General features: G+C 34.8%; 18 protein-coding genes, 2 tRNA genes and 1 riboswitch. Of the genes, 9 read left to right on the top strand and 11 right to left on the bottom strand.

All coding sequences use genetic code 11. From position 1 onward, the window contains the following. Window positions 1-14: 14 nt before the first annotated feature. From ilvD to ilvG, 3 genes are read right to left on the bottom strand one after another with little or no spacing between them, the layout of a single operon-like run. Window positions 15-1,850, bottom strand: coding sequence for a dihydroxy-acid dehydratase (ilvD, locus tag ACFQ02_RS02365; RefSeq protein ID WP_380818781.1), 1,836 nt, complete (start codon window positions 1,848-1,850; stop codon window positions 15-17). Window positions 1,851-1,902: 52 nt separating this feature from the next. Then, the gene (gene ilvM / locus ACFQ02_RS02370; RefSeq protein WP_380818783.1) at window positions 1,903-2,127 is read right to left on the bottom strand and encodes an acetolactate synthase 2 small subunit; all 225 of its coding nucleotides are present in this window, start codon (window positions 2,125-2,127) and stop codon (window positions 1,903-1,905) included. Window positions 2,128-2,140: 13 nt separating this feature from the next. Further along, complete coding sequence (gene ilvG / locus ACFQ02_RS02375) at window positions 2,141-3,787, bottom strand: acetolactate synthase 2 catalytic subunit (RefSeq protein ID WP_380818786.1); 1,647 nt, start codon at window positions 3,785-3,787, stop codon at window positions 2,141-2,143. A gap of 361 nt (window positions 3,788-4,148) precedes the next feature. Here ilvG and ACFQ02_RS02380 point away from each other — a divergent pair, with 361 nt between their 5' ends. Together ACFQ02_RS02380 and crcB are read left to right on the top strand one after the other, a co-directional pair. After that, window positions 4,149-4,967: a Cof-type HAD-IIB family hydrolase gene (locus tag ACFQ02_RS02380; protein ID WP_380818789.1), complete on the top strand. Its 819-nt coding sequence runs from the start codon at window positions 4,149-4,151 to the stop codon at window positions 4,965-4,967. Window positions 4,968-4,980: 13 nt separating this feature from the next. After that, window positions 4,981-5,361 (top strand): fluoride efflux transporter CrcB, encoded by a 381-nt coding sequence (crcB, locus tag ACFQ02_RS02385; RefSeq protein ID WP_380818790.1) that lies wholly within the window; start codon window positions 4,981-4,983, stop codon window positions 5,359-5,361. On the opposite strand, the gene ACFQ02_RS02390 is transcribed toward crcB, so the two are convergent. From ACFQ02_RS02390 to ftsY, 5 genes are all read right to left on the bottom strand, one after another. Continuing rightward, complete coding sequence (locus ACFQ02_RS02390; RefSeq protein WP_380818792.1) at window positions 5,332-6,300, bottom strand: alpha/beta fold hydrolase; 969 nt, start codon at window positions 6,298-6,300, stop codon at window positions 5,332-5,334. The genes crcB and ACFQ02_RS02390 overlap by 30 nt on opposite strands. 45 nt (window positions 6,301-6,345) lie before the next feature. After that, window positions 6,346-7,461, bottom strand: a complete 1,116-nt coding sequence (asd, locus tag ACFQ02_RS02395) for an aspartate-semialdehyde dehydrogenase (protein ID WP_380818794.1) — start codon at window positions 7,459-7,461, stop codon at window positions 6,346-6,348. Between the two features lie 201 nt (window positions 7,462-7,662). Then, window positions 7,663-8,592, bottom strand: a complete 930-nt coding sequence (gene ftsX / locus ACFQ02_RS02400) for a permease-like cell division protein FtsX (RefSeq protein ID WP_380818796.1) — start codon at window positions 8,590-8,592, stop codon at window positions 7,663-7,665. Between the two features lie 9 nt (window positions 8,593-8,601). Beyond that, window positions 8,602-9,252, bottom strand: a complete 651-nt coding sequence (locus tag ACFQ02_RS02405; protein WP_380818798.1) for a cell division ATP-binding protein FtsE — start codon at window positions 9,250-9,252, stop codon at window positions 8,602-8,604. Between the two features lie 82 nt (window positions 9,253-9,334). After that, window positions 9,335-10,525 carry a signal recognition particle-docking protein FtsY gene (ftsY, locus tag ACFQ02_RS02410; RefSeq protein ID WP_380818801.1) on the bottom strand — a complete coding sequence of 397 codons (1,191 nt, stop codon included), beginning with the start codon at window positions 10,523-10,525 and terminating at the stop codon, window positions 9,335-9,337. An 87-nt stretch (window positions 10,526-10,612) separates the two neighbouring features. Here ftsY and rsmD point away from each other — a divergent pair, with 87 nt between their 5' ends. The 4 genes from rsmD to ACFQ02_RS02430 all read left to right on the top strand — a co-directional run bounded on the left by rsmD (window position 10,613) and on the right by ACFQ02_RS02430 (window position 13,158). Further along, window positions 10,613-11,242 carry a 16S rRNA (guanine(966)-N(2))-methyltransferase RsmD gene (gene rsmD / locus ACFQ02_RS02415; RefSeq protein ID WP_380818803.1) on the top strand — a complete coding sequence of 210 codons (630 nt, stop codon included), beginning with the start codon at window positions 10,613-10,615 and terminating at the stop codon, window positions 11,240-11,242. A 145-nt stretch (window positions 11,243-11,387) separates the two neighbouring features. Further along, window positions 11,388-11,432: riboswitch (PreQ1 riboswitch) on the top strand. Window positions 11,433-11,436: 4 nt separating this feature from the next. Beyond that, window positions 11,437-12,120 carry a 7-cyano-7-deazaguanine synthase QueC gene (gene queC, locus ACFQ02_RS02420; protein WP_380818804.1) on the top strand — a complete coding sequence of 228 codons (684 nt, stop codon included), beginning with the start codon at window positions 11,437-11,439 and terminating at the stop codon, window positions 12,118-12,120. Continuing rightward, on the top strand, window positions 12,113-12,535 hold the full coding sequence (queD, locus tag ACFQ02_RS02425) for a 6-carboxytetrahydropterin synthase QueD (RefSeq protein ID WP_380818806.1): 423 nt from the start codon (window positions 12,113-12,115) through the stop codon (window positions 12,533-12,535). Before queC ends, queD begins: the two co-directional genes overlap by 8 nt. Beyond that, on the top strand, window positions 12,532-13,158 hold the full coding sequence (locus ACFQ02_RS02430) for a 7-carboxy-7-deazaguanine synthase QueE (RefSeq protein ID WP_380818808.1): 627 nt from the start codon (window positions 12,532-12,534) through the stop codon (window positions 13,156-13,158). The genes queD and ACFQ02_RS02430 overlap by 4 nt, the downstream gene beginning before the upstream one ends. A gap of 41 nt (window positions 13,159-13,199) precedes the next feature. Here the strand turns inward: ACFQ02_RS02430 and rnhA are convergent, their stop codons facing one another. Continuing rightward, window positions 13,200-13,667, bottom strand: a complete 468-nt coding sequence (rnhA, locus tag ACFQ02_RS02435) for a ribonuclease HI (protein WP_380818811.1) — start codon at window positions 13,665-13,667, stop codon at window positions 13,200-13,202. A gap of 174 nt (window positions 13,668-13,841) precedes the next feature. Here rnhA and dnaQ point away from each other — a divergent pair, with 174 nt between their 5' ends. From dnaQ to ACFQ02_RS02450, 3 genes are all read left to right on the top strand, one after another. Continuing rightward, window positions 13,842-14,603: a DNA polymerase III subunit epsilon gene (gene dnaQ / locus ACFQ02_RS02440; protein WP_380818812.1), complete on the top strand. Its 762-nt coding sequence runs from the start codon at window positions 13,842-13,844 to the stop codon at window positions 14,601-14,603. Window positions 14,604-14,699: 96 nt separating this feature from the next. Continuing rightward, window positions 14,700-14,776: transfer RNA gene (locus ACFQ02_RS02445), tRNA-Asp, on the top strand. Window positions 14,777-14,794: 18 nt separating this feature from the next. After that, window positions 14,795-14,871: transfer RNA gene (locus ACFQ02_RS02450), tRNA-Asp, on the top strand. Window positions 14,872-15,015: 144 nt separating this feature from the next. Here ACFQ02_RS02450 and ACFQ02_RS02455 read toward each other — a convergent pair. Together ACFQ02_RS02455 and ACFQ02_RS02460 are read right to left on the bottom strand one after the other, a co-directional pair. Further along, on the bottom strand, window positions 15,016-17,751 hold the full coding sequence (locus ACFQ02_RS02455; RefSeq protein ID WP_380818814.1) for a TonB-dependent receptor domain-containing protein: 2,736 nt from the start codon (window positions 17,749-17,751) through the stop codon (window positions 15,016-15,018). 246 nt (window positions 17,752-17,997) lie between these two features. Further along, window positions 17,998-19,212 (bottom strand): aromatic amino acid transporter, encoded by a 1,215-nt coding sequence (locus tag ACFQ02_RS02460; RefSeq protein ID WP_380818817.1) that lies wholly within the window; start codon window positions 19,210-19,212, stop codon window positions 17,998-18,000. Window positions 19,213-19,381: the final 169 nt, after the last annotated feature.

Raw genomic sequence — 19,381 nt, forward strand, 5'->3', positions numbered from 1 at the left:
CTTTTTGTTAATTATTAAATTTTGCTTTTATCACGAACCGCTCCTTTATCTGCGGAAGTAGCAAAATGACCATAGACTTTTAATGCAAAAGAAACTTCACGTTGACGATGAACTGGCTTCCAGCCTTTTTTATCTTGTTCTACACGACGTTGAGCCAACTCATCATCAGATACTGCCAGCTGAATGCTACGATTTGGAATATCAATATCAATAATGTCACCATCTCTAACCAAACCGATAATCCCTCCTGCTGCCGCTTCAGGAGAGCAATGACCAATAGAAAGCCCTGATGTACCACCTGAAAAACGACCATCTGTTAATAATGCACAGGCTTTACCTAGTCCCATTGACTTCAAATAACTGGTTGGATAAAGCATTTCTTGCATGCCAGGTCCACCTTTTGGACCTTCATAGCGGATAACAACTACATCTCCAGCTTGTACCCGACCACCTAAAATCCCTGCTACCGCGTCTTCTTGGCTTTCAAACACAATCGCTTTGCCTCTAAACTTTAAGATAGACTCATCAACTCCAGCAGTTTTTACAATACAGCCATCTAGAGCAATATTACCTGACAGCATTGCTAACCCACCATCTTGACTATAAGCAAACTTCTTACTGCGAATACAACCGTTTTGTCGATCATTATCTACAGTATCCCAACGACATTCTTGTGAAAAAGCTTGTGTAGTTCGAATACCTGCAGGACCTGCACGGAAAAATTTGTGTACTTCCTCATCTTGCGTAAGTGTAATATCGTATTTTTGAATTTGCTCCGCCATAGATAAACCTAAAACGGTACGAGCATCAACATTTAGCAAATCCGCACGGTGTAATTCACCTAAAATAGCCATAATCCCACCTGCTCGGTGTACATCTTCCATATGATATTTAGTAGTATTAGGAGCGACTTTACTTAAGCAAGGTACTTTACGAGATAAACGATCAATATCTGCCATAGTAAAATCCACATCGGCTTCTTGGGCCGCTGCCAACAAATGTAGCACGGTATTAGTTGATCCCCCCATCGCAATATCTAAACTCATCGCATTCTCAAATGCTGCTTTAGTCGCAATAGAACGTGGTAATACAGAATAGTCATCTTGTTGATAAAATTTACGACATAACTCAACTATTTGTGTTCCTGCATTTAAAAATAATTGTTTTCGGTCAACATGAGTAGCTAAACAGGAACCATTACCTGGTAAACTTAAACCTAGAGCTTCCGTTAAACAATTCATCGAATTTGCAGTAAACATGCCTGAACAAGAGCCACAGGTTGGACATGCAGACCGTTCTACGGATTGAACATCTAAATCCGATACATTTTTATCCGCACTTTTAATCATTGCATCAATTAAATCCAATTTAATTAGTTGATCAGACAATTTAGTTTTGCCTGCTTCCATAGGTCCACCTGACACAAATACTGTTGGAATATTTAATCGCATCGCTGCCATTAACATACCAGGGGTAATTTTATCGCAGTTAGAAATACAGACCATTGCATCTGCACAATGTGCATTCACCATATATTCAACGCTATCAGCTATAAGATCTCGAGATGGCAAAGAATACAACATGCCACCATGCCCCATCGCAATACCGTCATCAACAGCAATCGTATTAAATTCTTTTGCCACACCACCAGCTTGCTCAATTTGAGCCACAACTAATTGCCCAATATCTTTTAAATGTACATGGCCAGGTACAAATTGAGTGAATGAATTTACTACTGCAATAATCGGCTTACCGAAATCATTTTCTTTCATTCCCGTAGCTCGCCATAAAGCTCTTGCCCCCGCCATATTGCGACCTTGTGTACTAGTCGCCGATCTTAATTTAGGCATAATCTCTCCAAGTAAAAAACATAAATTCAAAAATAGTTAAAAAGTATGATGATTAAATCTGTTTTAACTTTACCATGTCTGGCAACTTAATTAGTTGATTTACTAACAATTCCACCGCTCTTTTACTCTGAATACGAAGCTGTAAATCAATTTGATTTTCATCAGTTTTACTTTTTAAATCAATCACATCATAACCACGATGCCGCACAACGCGTAAAATTCGCTCTAACGTTTCTGGACGTTTATTAAATATCATAGACAATTCATATTGCTTCATTTTTTACTCCTTTCTAACCTTCTAACATATCTGTATTACACGCATTTGGTGGCACAAGTGGCCATACATTTTCTTCTGCTGGAATACAAACATGCAGCAAATAACTTTCTTGTGCTGCAAATAAACGGTCCAATGCTCCATCGACATCATTTCCTATTTCTATGCGTTCACCTTGTATTCCAAAAGCAGAAGCAAGTGTAATGAAATCAGGGTTATCATCTAAAATTGTATTACTGTGACGAGCTTGGAAAAACAGCGTTTGCCATTGTCTTACCATGCCTAAACGTTGATTATCCAACAAAATTATTTTGATCGGTGTTTTTGCTCGTTTGATCGTTCCAAGCTCTTGAATATTCATCATAATTGAGCCATCTCCTGTGATCAAAATAACTTCATCATTTGACCGCACTTTTTTCGCCCCAATAGCAGCAGGCAAACCAAATCCCATCGTGCCAAAACCTGCTGAAGTAATGTAATTTTCAGGTGCATAATGACGCATATGCTGTGCTGACCACATCTGATGCTGCCCTACATCTGTTACGACAATCGAATTATTATCTTTTCGATTAGAAACCGTATTCAACAACCACCAAGGATTGATAGGTTTATAGCCTTCATTCGCTGTATAACAAAAATCAAATTGAGCTTTTAATTGAACAATTTTTTTCTGCCATTCCGCAATTTCTAGTGGAATTGTAAGTGCATAAAAAATTTCATTTAAATCTCCACGTAATGCCACATCAGGTTGGCGTAATTTACCAAGTTCAGCAATATCAATATCACAATGCACGACTTTCGCATTAGGGGCAAAAGTGTCTAAATTTCCTGTTACACGGTCATCAAATCTCGCACCGAATACCAATAACAAATCAGCCTCTTGCATAGCAAGATTTGCTGCTTTTGTTCCATGCATACCAATCATTCCCATATAATAAGGACTGTCAGGAGATACTGTTCCTAAACCTTTCAAAGTAGAAACTGCTGGAATCTGAGTTACGCTTAGAAAATTTCGCAAAGCAGGCACCGCGTTTGCCATACCGACACCACCACCAACATAGGCAATTGGATGTTTTGCTTGCTTCAACAGTTCTACTGCTTGCTGTACTTTTTCTGCTGGAAGTGCGGTTGGTTTTTCTATTGGAAATGTGAATGGCTGCAAATTTGTTTCGGCAAATTGAATATCTTTAGGAATATCAATTAGTACAGGACCAGGACGTCCACTTCGTGCGATTTGAAAAGCTTTAGCGAAGATTTCAGGTAGTTCATCAATGCTTTGTACAATAAAACTATGTTTCGTACAAGCTAAAGATAAACCTAATACGTCAGCTTCTTGAAAAGCATCTGTTCCAATAAAGGAGGAGGCTACTTGTCCAGTAATCGCAACAATTGGAATTGAATCCATTAAAGCATCACCTAATCCTGTAATCAAATTTGTTGCACCAGGACCCGATGTAGCAATACAAACGCCCACGTTACCACTTGCTCTAGCATAACCAATTGCCGCCATCGTTGCCCCTTGCTCATTACGACAAAGTAAATGATCTAAACCTGAGTCATAAATTGCATCATATACTGGCATAATCGCTCCACCAGGATAACCAAAAACAGTTCTAACATCATGTGCTTTTAAACATTCCGTGACTAATCTCGCTCCATTCATTTCACTCACCTTATTATTTATTTTTCAAATACAAAAAGCCCCTCGATAATTGCGAGGGGCTACAAATATTAAGAATTTAACTACATTCTAGATACCAGCAAGCACCTCGCAGTGATAATAATCACCACGAGGTTAATAATAATACTGAATACTGAAAGTAGATTTTTCATCATATTGTAAAAAAAATTGCTAAATAGAAATTCAAAACTTCACTGATGTCTATATAAATAACACATATTAGCTATAAAAGAAATATTTTTTTAAAATTTATCCGTGATAAAAAATTTTCAAAGAAAAAGCAAAGCACGATAATTTAGATTATAATTCAAAGTAGATTGCAAATTTATATCAGGAAAAAATAATGTTTTCACTTCCTTTTCGTGCCGTAATATCAGACTTAGATGGCACATTACTAAATGCAAATCATATGATTGGTCAGTTCACTATTGAGACGTTAGAAAAACTAGCCAAGCACAATATTGATATTATTCTTGCAACGGGTCGAAATTACATTGATGTATCGTCTATTTTAACTAAAATTAATACAAATCATGCTGTTATGATCACTTCTAATGGAGCTAGAGTACATAATTTGCAAGGAGAACGGCTACTTGCAAATAACGTCCCCGAACAAATAGCACTTGAAATTATGCAATTGCCTTTTGATCAAGAGAACGTTTGCTTTAACACTTATCAAGATGATGGCTGGTTTATCAATAAAGATGTACCACAGTTATCAAAATTCCATCAGGATTCTGGATTTCAATACCAAGTAGTTGATTTTAAAAAACATCATGCAAGTGGCGTAGAAAAATTATTTTTTATTGGACGTACACCACAAGATTTGTTAGCTATTGAACATCAGCTTGAAAATCAATTTCATGATCAAATCACGTTAACTTATTCTCTGCCTAATTGTCTTGAAATCATGAACAAAAATGTATCGAAAGCAACCGCACTTTTAGAAGTACTCGCTAAACGTGACTATGGAGTAGAACAATGTATTGCTTTCGGTGATGGCATGAATGATTTAGAAATGCTCAGCATAGTGAAAAAAGGTTGTATCATGCACAACGCAGATCAACGTTTAAAATCTCACTTACCGCAATTAGAACAAATTGGTAGCAATCAACATGAAGCAGTAGCAAGCTATTTACGAGCAATTTTTGCTATTAATTAAAAAGGAAGTAAAAATGTGGCAATCTGTTAGTTTAGTCGCTTGTGGAGCAATATTAGGTGCAACCGCTCGCTGGGGACTTAATTTAATATTGGATCCTCTACTTGAATTTTTATCGCTTGGAACATTAGTTGCTAACCTTCTAGGTTGTTTCATTATTGGCATGTTATTAGCAATTTTCTGGCAATTCCCACAAATATCAAATGAATGGCGATTGTTTTTAATGACTGGTTTTCTTGGTAGCTTTACTACATTTTCCTCTTTTTCTGCTGAAGTAATCGAAAATTTTCTCTCTGAAAAATGGTTAACTGTTTTCAGTTTGATCTCAATTCATTTAGTGGGCGGTATCTTTTTCACAATGTTTGGTTTATTCTTTTGTCGTATCTTGTTGAAATGATAGGATAAAAAAGGAAATAATTTGTGCTAATACTTTGTTACGAATACTATCTCGTTCAAATAAAATTTCATGCTTTGCATTAGGAACAACTTGCACTTTGCTCTGTGGTAAAAATGTAGCTAATTGATCAAGGTTTTCATTTTTCACAATTTTTTCTTTTTCCGCACGCAAAATTAATACTGGAATTTCAATACGCGGTAAGATGCTAGGCAATTGTTTAATTGCAATTAAGCATAGATGAATCCAGCGAAAAGTTGGACTACCTAAACGTAATTCTGGATTATGGCGATTAATTCGATTCATCCACCGCATTCGAGTCTTACAAAAACTTAGTTCGTTCACTTTTAAATCTGCTGGTTTATATTCTGTTTTACCGAACACATAACGCTGCCCTTGCCCAAACAACATCATTAAATTAATGATAAGTTCATCACGCAAAGGATGTTCTGTAGGTAAGCCAAAAAATGGGGCTGAAAATACCGCACTTTTTATTTGATGATCAAAATTAGCCAAATAATAAGATGAAATCAACGCCCCCATTGAATGAGCAATAACGTATTGATTTTTATAATTATATTTAGAATTCACATAACTTATTAGTGAATCCATATCTTCTACATAAAATCGAAATTCATCAATATAACCTTTATATTGATCTTTCAACAGACGATCTGAATAACCTTGTCCTCGATGATCAAATTGCAACACATCGAAACCTTGTTGATAAAAATCATAAGCAACTTCAGACCATTTAAGTAAATTTTCTGAACGCCCATTAACTAAAACTATTAGTTGACGTTTGCTTGGATTAAGATGAACAAAATGGCGATACGCAATAGCACAATTTCTTTTTCCATTGATGTATTGGATAGGAAATTGTGAAATAAAAGGTGCTATTTTTGTCAACACAAAGCGGTGAAAGTGCGGTTCTCTTTCCATAAGTTTTATAAAACTAAGGATTATCCGAAGACAATCCCTATTAAATTAAGCTACTAATTGTTTTAAAATACGACGAACTGGTTCTGCTGCGCCCCACAATAATTGGTCTCCAACAGTGAAAGCGGCCAAATACTCAGGTCCCATTGCTAATTTACGCAAACGTCCAACAGGTACACTTAATGTCCCCGTCACTTTCGCAGGGGTTAATTCACGCAAAGTAGCTTCTTTATCATTTGGAATCACTTTTACCCATTCATTATGACCTGCTAAAATTTGTTCAATTTCTGCTAACGGCAAATCTTTTTTCATTTTGATAGTAAAAGCTTGACTGTGACAACGCAAAGCACCTATACGTACACATAAACCGTCAACTGCGATCGGATTATCGCTTAAACCGAGTATTTTATTGGTTTCTGCGTATCCTTTCCATTCCTCTTTAGTTTGCCCTGTTTCAGGTAACAATTTATCAATCCAAGGGATTAAGCTACCACCTAATGCCGCACCGAAATTATCTGTTGGAAAATCTGTTGCACGCATTTTAGCAGTTACTTTACGTTCAATATCTAAAATTGATGACGCAGGACTAGACAATTCATCAGCAACACTGTCTTCAAGTTGTCCCATTTGCACTAATAGTTCCCGCATATTTTTTGCACCAGCTCCAGAGGCAGCTTGATAAGTAGCAACAGAAATCCACTCGACTAAATCACGCTCAAATAATCCACCTAATGCCATTAACATCAAACTTACTGTGCAATTACCTCCCACAAACGTTTTCACTCCAGCCTTTACACCTTCGCTAATTACATGCTGATTAACAGGATCTAATACGATAATAGCTTCATCTTTCATACGTAGAGCAGAAGCAGCATCAATCCAGTAACCATTCCAACCCGCAGCACGCAATTTTGGATACACCTCGTTAGTGTAATCGCCACCTTGGCAAGTAACTACAATATCTAGTTGTTTTAGTGCATCAATATCAAAAGCATCTTTTAGTTCTCCAGCATCCTTACTACCGAATACAGGTGCTTTTTGTCCTGATTGTGAAGTAGTAAAAAAAACTGGATTTAAATTAGTGAAATCATTTTCCTGCTCCATACGATCCATTAGAACAGATCCCACCATACCACGCCAACCGACAAAACCGACATTTTGCATAATAATTTTCCTTTTCTGATGTTGTGTTTTAAATTCAAAGTAGATCTAATTTATTACAAGATTTATTAAATAAAATCAAGCTTTTTATCCAAAACGATGAAAATTTCAAAAAATCATACCGCAGTTTTATGCAGTTAAAATTAAAAACTGAGTTATTTGAAGGGCATGATCAACAGAAGTATGAAAATAGACAAACGTTATTTAAATCATATTACGTTGTTTTTCCATTTGACTAATCGTGCTACTAGCAAAACACCACGCTGCTATATAACCAATTAGAGCTGTACTAATGAGTAAAAACGCAACCTCTCCCAACGAAAATAACTGTAATTCAAAATCCGCAGCAAAAATTGCTGTGATCTTTTGTACTAGTTGATTGAAATAATAAAGTAATGAAACACTCAATCCACAAGCTAATAATCCACCTAATAAAGCGTAAATTAAGCCTGTATAAAGATAAAACCGTAATACAAAATAATCTGTTGCACCTAATAATTTCAGTACTGCAATTTTTGCTTGACTAGCATAAAGATCAGCTCGAATAGCATTACCAATAACTAAACAAACACAAATTAGCATTACAGCTACACAAAACAAAACTATATGTCCCGCTAATCCAGAAAGTGCGGTCAGTTTTTCTAATTTTTCAGAATCTAATTGGACCTCTTGCACGCCTTTGAATTTACTCAAACTTTCTGCTAATGTTTTGATTTCAGTGAGATCTTTTTGTGGTGTAACAATAATTACAGCAGGCAATGGATTATCCTCTAAAATGTTCAAACTGTCCCGTAAACCTGACCATTGGCGAAACTCATCAAGGCTAGCTTGCCGTGAAATATAATGTACGTTTTCTACACCATTTTGCTTACGAATTTTCTCTGCAAGATGTTTACTGTCTTTCTCAGATAAATTTTTATGTAGATATAAAGTTAATTCTGAAGTGAGAGAAAACTGCATCATAGAAAAATTTAAATTTTTCCATAGCAGATAACTAAGTGTCGGCGTACTAAGAGAAACGGCAATAGCTAAAACTGTCAAAAAAGTATTCAGTTTTTTTTTCCATAAATTTAGTATCACTTTAGCAAAAATATATTTCATTTGTACCCATGAAGAAAATTTAAATTGAGTCATTGTAAATCCTTAGCGTAAATGCCCTTGCTCTAACACAAAGCAGGTACTAGGTTCTTGTTGCACCAAATTTAAATCGTGAGTTGCAATTAATACCGTAATTCCCAATGCGTTCATTTCTTTAAATAAATTGAAAATATCTCGAGATAAATCGTTATCCAAATTTCCTGTTGGCTCATCTGCTAATAGAAGTTGGGGCTTATGTACAATCGCACGGGCAATGTCCACACGTTGTTGCTCTCCCCCTGATAAATAAACAGGTAAGTGATTTGCATAATCTCGTAATCCAACTCGATCTAATGCAGCCAAAGCCCTTGGTAATGCTTCTTTCATTGACATACCAGCAATAATCAAAGGTAAAGATACATTTTCTACAATAGGAAGATGAGGAAGTAATCGATAATCTTGATGAACCATGCCGATTTGTCGACGTAAAAAAGAAATTTCTATCGAAGAAAGACGAGTAATATCGTGGCCATTAAACCAAATCCGTCCACCATTTGCTTTTTCCATCCCCATAATCAGTTTTAATAATGTACTTTTTCCAGCTCCAGAATGCCCAGTCAAATATCCCATACTCCCTACGGGTAAATGTAAACTTATTCCTTGTAAGGCAGTTTTACCACCTAAATATGCTTTACTTACATTTTCAAAACGAATCATAGGACAATCCTTAGCACAATAGAAAATATTAAAACTTTCACCGCACTTTATCAGTTATTATTCCATTACATAGCAAAATAAATTACTCACTGCTGAATAATGCGTCAATAAATTCTTTAGCTTGAAAAGGGCGAAGATCTTCTATTTTTTCACCTATACCGATATAACGAATAGGAAGTTTAAATTGATCTGCAATAGCAAAAATCACTCCCCCTTTAGCTGTTCCATCAAGTTTTGTTAAACTAATCCCTGTTAATCCAACAGCCTCATTAAATAATTGAGTTTGACTAATTGCATTTTGACCCGTGCCTGCATCTAGCGTCAACATAATTTCATGCGGAGCAGAATCATCGTATTTTTTCATTACTCTAACAATTTTTTTCAACTCATCCATTAAATTTACTTTATTCTGTAGCCTTCCTGCTGTGTCAGCAATTAAAATATCAATATCTTTCGCAGCTGCTGACTGCATTGCATCAAAAATCACTGAAGCAGAATCTGCACCTGTACTTTGTGCCACTACAGGGATATGATTGCGTTCTCCCCAAACTTGAAGCTGTTCAACAGCAGCTGCTCGGAAAGTGTCACCTGCTGCCAACATCACTGACTTGCCTTGAGATTGAAATTGCCGAGCCAGCTTACCAATCGTTGTGGTTTTACCTACTCCATTTACGCCTACCATTAAAATCACATAAGGTTTTTTATTATTGTCAATTTTTAATGGTTGCTCGACTGGAAGCAAAATATCCGCTAACTCTGTTTTAAGTTGTTGATATAATAGATCTGCATCTTGTAACTGTTTTCGACTAGCGTGCTGAGTTAAATTATTGATGATTTTTGTAGCAGTCGGCATACCAATATCTGCGATTATCAATTGTTCTTCTAACTGTTCAAATAATTCGTCATCAATTTTCTTACCTGTAAATAAATGACGAAACCCTACGCCAATATTTTGTTTAGTTTTCAGTAATCCTTTTACTAAACGACTAAAAAAACCACCCTGTGACGGTTTCTCCTGCTCTTGAATAAAGAAATTTTGCTCACCATCTTCTATTTCATTGCTTTGTTCTTGTTCCACAAGAACGTCTTCTGTAGTTTTAACCGCAATTTCAGTTAAATTTTGTTGTTCATTTTGTACTTGCTGTAATTCTACCGTTGTATTCTGTTGTTCACTTTCAATAGATTCATTTTCTATAGATTGTTGTATCTGGTCTTTATTTTTAGAGCGTCCTAACCAAGACCAAAACCCACTTTTTTTATTTTGTTCCGACATAATTTTCTACCATCAAATTTGCTTGCTGAGTTTTTAGAGAAAATAAAGTAAAATTTTGCATAGTCTATCATAATTTAAAGATCAAATATGAAAAAAAATCTTCATAAAAATACTCAACATAATCAATTAAAATCTAATAATTTCAAAGGTGAAGTGCGAATTATTGCGGGACTCTGGCGTGGTCGAAAACTCCCTGTACTAAATGCAAATGGACTACGACCAACAGGTGACCGTGTCAAAGAAACATTATTTAATTGGCTAGCACATGATATTGTAGACGCATGTTGCTTAGATTGTTTTGCTGGCAGTGGTTCACTGGGATTTGAAGCACTTTCTCGCCAAGCAAAACAAGTTATTTTTTTGGAGAAGGAAAAATCTGTAGCAACACAATTGAAAAAAAATTTACATAAACTACAGTGTCAAAATGCACAAGTATTGCATCAAGACAGCTTGAAATTTCTCGAACAACGACAAAACACACCGCTCTTTGATGTAATTTTTCTTGATCCGCCTTTCCATTTCAATCTAGTCGAACAAGCTATTGAGAGTTTAATAAAAAATAATTGGTTAAAAGATCAGTCTTTGATTTATATAGAAACAGAAAAAAATAAACCGCTCTTTACACCTCAAAACTGGCAACTGTTAAAGGAAAAAATAACTGGACAAGTCTGTTATCGTTTGTACCAACATCACAGCAAAACTGAATTGAACGCTTAATTACAATCAAAGAATAGTACAATTTAACACTGATTAACTGCCACTAAAAGATCAAAAAGTAAATGATTTAAATAAGGTTAGCTAAAACAAACTACGTTAACTCTTTGTATTATAATTACTTTAATTGTAGAATAGCGAGTTCTGTAAACTTGTGGTTCGTAAACCTCCCACATTAAAAAACTAGGAAAAAGATAATGAACAATTTAAATAAAAATCAACGCCGTGCAATAGTGATTTTTTCAGGCGGACAAGACTCAACAACTTGCCTAATTCAAGCTATTAAGCAATACGGTAACCAAAATGTCGAAGCATTGACTTTTCAATATGGACAACGTCATGAAATTGAATTGACAAAATCTAAATGGATTGCTCAAGATCTAGGTGTAAAACAAACTATGATTGATACATCTGTGATCAAATCTATTACTCATAATGCACTGATGGATGATAATGCGACTATCAAAACTATGGATAATGGTTTACCAAACACTTTTGTAGATGGTCGTAATGCTCTTTTCCTACTCTATGCTGCTATTTATGCTAAATCACAAGGTATTCATGACATCATTATCGGGGTATGTGAAACTGATTTTAGTGGCTATCCTGACTGTCGTGATGTATTTATTAAATCAATGAATGTTACTATCAATCTAGCACTGGATTTTAATTTTAATATTATCACTCCGTTAATGTATCTTACAAAAGCACAAACTTGGGAATTAGCTGATCAACTGGATGCTTTAGATTATGTACGTGAACATACTCATACGTGTTATATCGGTATCGAAGGAGGATGTGGCAGTTGCCCAAGTTGCTTGTTACGAGAAAAAGGACTATCTGAGTATTTACAACAAAAAAGTGCGGTCAAAAATGTTTAAAGTTTCTAAAGAATTTACTTTCGATATTGCCCACTTATTAGATGGACACGATGGCAAATGTAAAAATTTACACGGTCATACTTATCGTTTACAAGTAGAAATCACGGGGAATCTATATAAATGCGGTCCCAAAAAAGGAATGGTCATTGATTTTAGTGACTTAAAAACTATAGTGCAAAATCTTATCTTAGACCCAATGGATCACGCTTTTTTATACGATTGTAACAGTGAAAGAAAATCTAAAATAGCAAAACTGCTTGATGAGTTAGCCTCAAAGACTTTTGCTATGAACCATCGAACAACTGCTGAAGAAATAGCTCGCTTTATTTTCAACACACTACAAGCAGAAGGGTTAAATATATCTGCCATTCGTTTATGGGAAACTCCTACATCATTCTGTGAGTACTGCTCATGAATAATAATGATCCTATTTATGCGATTGTAGAAATTTTTCAAAGCTTACAAGGAGAAGGCAGCAATACAGGAATGCCTGCAATATTCATTCGTTTTGGGAAATGTAATTTAGCTTGCGTATGGTGTAATACTGATTATAAACATTTTAAAAAAATGCCATTGTCGGAAATCATGCAAAAAGTGCGGTCATTTTCAGCAAAAAATATCATCATTACAGGAGGAGAACCCAGTATTCAGCCACAAATAGATAAACTATTAATCGCTTTAAAGGCAGAAAATTACTTTATTGCAATTGAGAGCAACGGATTAAAACCTATACCTCAAGCTATTGATTATATTGCAGTAAGTCCAAAATGCTATTACTGGAATAAATATCGCCAAGAATGTATATCAAAGGCTGATGAAGTACGAATTGTAGTTGATGAGGGTGAAGACATATTTGCTTTTTGTGAGTTCATTGAACAAAAAATCAACGCAAAATACTATTATTTATCTCCTTGTGAAATTCGCCTACAAATGAATCTATTGGAGACAATCACCTTGTTAGGAAGATTAAATCAACGACAAAGCAAACTTAAATGGCAACTCAGCATCCAATCTCATAAGTTGATTGGAATTGAATAATACATTTTTGTTTGCAATACTTAACAGGGGACTGCTGAAAGCTAAGACCCTGAGTTAAAGCCCGAATCTTCGAACTGAGGATTTTCAGCACCTTGTTTTGCTAGTTGATCACAAATTTCATTTTCACGATGACCACTATGTCCTTTCACCCAACGCCAATTAATTTTATGTCTATGCACAAGACGGTCTAAAAGAATCCATAAATCTTGATTTTTAACAGGTTTTCCAGTTGAAGCCTTCCAATTATTTTTCTTCCACGCAAAAATCCATTGTGTAATTCCTTTCTTCATATACTGACTATCACTATATAAAGTAACTGAGCAAGGTTCTTTTAACATTTGTAATGCCTCTATCACCGCACTTAACTCCATGCGATTGTTAGTTGTACAAAAATAGCCTTTACTAAATGACTTTTCATGTTTTCTATAGCGAAGTAATACACCTATTCCACCAGCACCAGGATTTCCTAAACAGGAACCATCAGTAAATATTTCTACTTGTTTTTGCATCTTTCTAAATATCAAAAAATTATCAGAAAATAGACCGAACTCTAGCAAAAAAAAGTTGCAATCTCAATCTATTAAGCCTAACCAAACTATAAAATTCTATTTTACACTATCCATTTTTTTTAAAAATAGAGATAATAGAAACTATGCTTAATGAATAGTCCACTGCAATAAAGAATGAATTACATGATTCCCACTCGTCAAATTATTTTAGATACAGAAACTACAGGTATTAACAATTACGGTGTTCATTACGAAGGACATTGCATTATTGAGATTGGTGCGGTTGAAATGGTCAATCGACAATACACAGGTAGAAAATTACACCTCTATATTAAACCTGATAGGTCAGTTGATCCCGAAGCGGTAAAAATTCACGGCATCACAGACGAATTTCTAAAAGATAAACCAAATTTTTTAACTATTGCTACAGAATTTATCGAATTTATTCGAGGTGCTGAGTTAATTATTCATAATGCACCGTTCGATGTCGGTTTTATTGATTACGAGTTTCAAAAACATAATATCAACATTAAAACAAATGATATTTGTGTAGTTACTGATACATTACAAATGGCTCGCCAAACTTACCCTGGAAAGCGTAACAGCTTAGATGCACTTTGCGACCGTTTGCATATTGATAACAGTAAACGCACTTTGCACGGTGCATTATTGGATGCTGAAATACTCGGTGATGTCTATTTAGCAATGACTGGTGGACAAACTAGTTTATTTGATCACCAAGAATCTGAGCTGACTGAAATAGAAACTCCAAATAAAATAGACTCAAGTGCGGTAACCTTTTCCAAAAATCTAAAACTAATACCACCTAACGAAGATGAGTTAAAAGACCATATTGAATATCTCAAATTAATCAATAAAAAAAGTAAAGAAAATTGCTTATGGTATAAACAAGTCGAGGAAAAAATAAAACATTAACGCTATTAACGTTCATGGATTAAACAAATAAAACATAAATACTAAAAATATCTTGACGAATTTAGCATTCGCTATTATTATTCGTTTCGGTCTTACGGAGTGGTAGTTCAGCTGGTTAGAATACCTGCCTGTCACGCAGGGGGTCGCGGGTTCGAGTCCCGTCCATTCCGCCAATTTTTATATTCTAATACGGAGCGGTAGTTCAGCTGGTTAGAATACCTGCCTGTCACGCAGGGGGTCGCGGGTTCGAGTCCCGTCCGTTCCGCCAATTTTCCTAGCATCTATAAAAATATCTAAATGAATTCTAATCGTCATAAGAACTCAGTTTTAATTTATCTATTTGTGACTAGAAACAAAATAAAAGACATATTCTACTCTAGGTTTAAAATATGTCTTTCTTAATAACTAATTCTTAAAACTTATAATTTACATTCAAGATAAAAGTACGACCTTTTGCGTAATTGTTTAAGGTTTTGTTATATCCATCACCCACTCCCATAGCATAAGTCATTTGACTTGAAGAATCATTATTCGCTTCTAATGGGTTAATATATTTTTTATCAAATAAATTTTGAATCTCACCTTTGATTGTCAAGTTCTCTGTTGGTTGATAAATAGCATAAACATCAAAAATCATTGGTTGAGCTTTGACTTCTTCCGTACCGCTTATACGCACGTAAGTGAGATATACTTTACCATCTCTAGATTCAAAAGTCCCTGGTAAAATAACATCGCCATCTACTTTATCAAGTCTAGATCTTTTGCTTTTACCATAGTATTTTGCAATACTGCCTAGCGTTAATTTACCATCAAATAAGCGAGTACCAATATCAAGGGAGCCATAATCTCTCGGTAGAACTGATATTTTACTTAAACCAAAACCTTGTAAATATTTTCCATTCTCGCTTTCAGTATTAACTCTATAACTAGAGTCAGAAAACGAACTTGGTTGATTAGTTTTTTGTCTTGCATAAGATAAATTTGCATAGAACCAACCAATATCATAATTTAACTCCAGTTCTAGTCCTTGAATCTTGACAACTGGAGATGAATCAACAGGAATAAGCTGATGCTCGTCAACCCAGAAATCACCCGTATATTTTTTTCCTGATTTAAGAATTGTTTTACCGCCATTATAGTTAATATGACTAATATGCTCAATACAATCATAAGCAGTCGGAGGATTATCGCCACCTCGATAACTATTAGTACTACACTCTTGTTTTACATTTAAAATGTAGTCTTTAATTTTTGTTTGGTAAGCCAATATTTTAAATCCTAGCACATCATACTCTGAGAAAATTCTATCTTTATAGCCATTAATACCAAATTGAATAGTTTTTGCTTTTTCTGATTTTAAGTCTGTATTCACTGCTAAAGTACCGAACTCAGAAAAATACATTTCTTTGATATTTGGAACCCTGTGTGTTTTTGCGTAGCTGACAAATGGTGAAAAGAGCGGATGAAAATCTGCTGAGAAAGATAAAGAGTAATTATCATGAGATCTTGAACTCCCTTTTTTGACTGAATAGTCTGTAGGGCAATTATAAATATCTACATAACCCTTACTTTCATTACGGTAAATGTTACATCCTTGTTTTATTGCTTCTTCAACACCATACTTATTAACTATTTCTTCTGAATTAGCGTTTACCCAAACTTTTAAACCATCTTTTGTTTCTAACTCTGTTTCATGATATTCACCAGAAAATTTATCTCTAGGATCACGAGGGAAAGTTGTGCCACTATACTTATACATTTGACGATTAACATTTAATTTTAAACTATAAATATCGTATTTAAAGGTTTGATCAAAATAAAATGTTTTAAAGCGTTGTTGACCATCAGGTTGAAATGTATTAGATCTTATACCGTGATACTTACACGCATTTTTATAGTCACCAACTTTATCACATCCATCACTAGAGTTAGGTTCACCACCTTCGAAATAATAAGCTAACTCTCTTGGGTGTCGATTTTTGCTGTATTTATTCTCAAGAAAGTTTCCGCCTAATGTTGCTTCATAAGAGAATTTTTCTGTCAATGGAACAGAAAAATGTACATTTAGATCCATCGTTTTTGAACGGTTTTTAGTTTCTAGCACATTCTCTAATTCTTTATGATTAAATAACGTCCCTTTTTGATAAGTTTGTGTGGAAGTATTGTCAGCTAAGATTAATTCTAATTGTAAATTTTCCTTTGGTTTCAACTGATAATTTAGTTGGTAGTTTTTATTACCTAACTTTCTGCCTGAAAGTGCGGTTGCTAAAGTTCGGTATGAAAGCACTGCTTTATTGTGTTCATCATTATACTCAAGTTTTACTAAATGGCTTTCAGGATAATTCAACAACTTGCTTGGTTCATAAGGTTCTAATCCATATTTTTTGCGAGCTTCTTCTCTATTACAAAATATTTCACCACTACAGGCTTTATCAACCAATCTTTCGACTTCTTCGTCATCAACATCTTTTATGTTTAGCCCCCCCCCGACTTTAAAATCCTGAGAAATTTTACGCCAGCTATAAGCATACATAAAACCGAGTGAAGCGGTATCAGATAAAGGATAGCGATATGCTAATGCACCTAGATAATTAGGACCTGTTGCATTTGTTCCTCCACCTACATTCAATAATGCACCTACATTTTTACCTTCTATTAGAACATCATCAACCCCAATTGTTCTAAAATTCGCTGAGCCAACTAATGCATTAACACCTGCTCTTCCTCCTATACCACCTCGTTGAATATCAACACCTGTAATAAAAGAAGGATCAATTGTTGCTCCAAATTGAGATGTACCACCTGCCTTTTCACTATTATCGCCAGAAGTAGCAAAAAATGTTTGAGACACTCCGTCAACCATTGTATTAACACGTCCGAAGCCCGTTAAACCACGTACATTAACAGACACTGTGCCAGAACTTTTATCTAAATTTGTAAATGCACCTGGCACTGTTCTGATAATATCATCAATAGACTGAGTTGAAGCTGAAATATTCTCACGAGTACTAACCGCACTCGCTTTTTTAAATACTTGTTCCTTAGGTGGAATAGATGCTTCAACATTAATTTGTTCAAGCTGTTCCGCATACGCAGTTGCACTAAATATAGCTAATGTAGCTATACTAAGTTTAAATTGGTTAAACATACATTCCTCTAATGTAAAAAATAAAAAATTTTCATGTTATAGACAAACTAACCATCTTTTACCAATAGAATAAAAGATGGTTGACAGTATATAAAAACAACACTCTATGTCAATAAATGATAATTATTTTTATTCTAAAATTAAGTTAATGAAACTGTTTTCAATATTTTTATAGTTTAACGAGTTGATAAAAATAAAAAAAATCGGCACTATCTTGAGTACCGATTTTCTATAAAATAAATGTTTTTATCCCACAACTGATGGCAAATAGCCCGCTTTCATGACAAATGGGATCATAGTAATCAATATACCTAAGAGTGCAGAAATTATTAGCAATGCTGAACCACCTAACACTCGATAAGGTAAATTAGGATGCAATTTTCTCACTCTCCATACTAACGCCGCAGGTAACACTACTGCATAGAAAGCAAACATCTGTCCTGCATACCCTAAAGCTAAAATAAAACCTTTTGGATAAAACAAAGCAAATAATAACGGCGGAATAAATGTTAACAATCCAAGTGTAATACGTCCTGCTTTCAATTTAAAAACTCGGCTCAATAGATCATCAATACACTCAAATAATCCTAAAGCAACGCCTAAAAATGAAGTAATCAAAGCTAAAGCGGAAAACAATTTGACTGTACCTGAAATGACATCACTTCCTGTTACTTGTTTAGTAGCTGCCACAAGTCCATTCAAAGTTGGTTCATCTTGTAAAATTTGTAAAAAAACAGATTGAGTTAATACACCATGCGTACCTAATTGCCATAAGATATAAACACAGAGTGTGATAAACGAACCAATTAAAATCGAGATACGTAATGCCTTAATATTACCACCAAGATATCTATTCAAACTTGGTATTGAACCGTGAAAGCCAAAAGAAGTAAAGAAAACAGGGCTAGCAGAAATTAAGAGCGCTTTATCAATTGGCATAGCCATTAAGTTATCCATTTTTACTTCGGGAACTAACAAAAATAACACTGCACCTAATGCGACTAACATAGTAAAAAGTAAAATACGATTTAATCCATCAACTGTCTGTGTGCCAAGTATAATAAAAGCACCAAAAACTACAGTGAAAATAATGATACTAATTTGAGAAGTTATTTCAGCAGATTGAATTGTTGGCACCATAACAGATAATAGATTACCGCCTCCTGTTACATATGCGGCTAACAAGGCATATAAAAAGATCATTAACGCTGCTGTAGAAATAAATCGACCAAAACCACCAAAATAAACCGCACTTAGAGATCCAATCCCAGCATCACTTTCTACAGTTTGATAAGCCTCGACAAATAGCAATGCACTGTATGTCAACAAGAACCAAAGCACAAATAACAAAACTACAGTAAAAGTAAAGCCAATTCCAGCTGAGGTTAATGGCATTGCCAGCATACCTGCACCAATCATGGTTCCTGAAACAAGAAAAGTAGTTCCTAATGTTTTATTCATAGTATATCCTTTTTCTTTTAAAGAAATAAAAATGCGATCACAATAAGCAGAGACCTGCCCTAAACAATCCCCTAAGGAACAATTACGCTTTCGATTTAATCAATAATCCTTGCTTATCGGAAAGCAAATGTACCAAATATATTACGGATTGTAAACTATAATTTACAAT

Source organism: Seminibacterium arietis, from assembly GCF_042675725.1.
GTDB lineage: Bacteria > Pseudomonadota > Gammaproteobacteria > Enterobacterales > Pasteurellaceae > Seminibacterium > Seminibacterium arietis.